Raw genomic sequence first — 268 nt, forward strand, 5'->3', positions numbered from 1 at the left:
CTCCCTGCTGTTTTTATGACCATTATACCATGACTGCGTCCTCATTGTTCCAAATTATCTTCTTGCCCGTTTTTCGGCACGGCGGTCGGCGACGATAAAGCAGGCGTGAATCGCGCCCGGCAGCCAAAAGATACAGGTCAATATGAGATTCAGCAAGGCCTGAAACGGTTTTCCCGAAAACAAAACAGCAAGCGGCGGGCATAAAACTGCCAGCAGGTACATCATTTCCTTTCACTCCTTTCAGCTGTAAAAAAGGACAGCCTCACAT

Annotated in this window: 1 protein-coding gene; it reads right to left on the bottom strand. The window is 48.5% G+C overall.

Annotated features, from left to right (window positions below; genetic code table 11):
* Nucleotides 1-54 precede the first annotated feature (54 nt).
* Nucleotides 55-225, bottom strand: coding sequence for a YqaE/Pmp3 family membrane protein (locus SB660_RS21050; protein WP_003232996.1), 171 nt, complete (start codon nt 223-225; stop codon nt 55-57).
* Between the last annotated feature and the right edge of the window lie 43 nt (nt 226-268).

The organism is Bacillus sp. SIMBA_005 (assembly GCF_046535585.1).
GTDB lineage: Bacteria > Bacillota > Bacilli > Bacillales > Bacillaceae > Bacillus > Bacillus pumilus.

What these genes read in the sequence shown, in the direction of transcription:
- SB660_RS21050 (WP_003232996.1), bottom strand. Translation starts at nt 225, where the DNA reads ATGATGTACCTGCTGGCAGTTTTATGCCCGCCGCTTGCTGTTTTGTTT.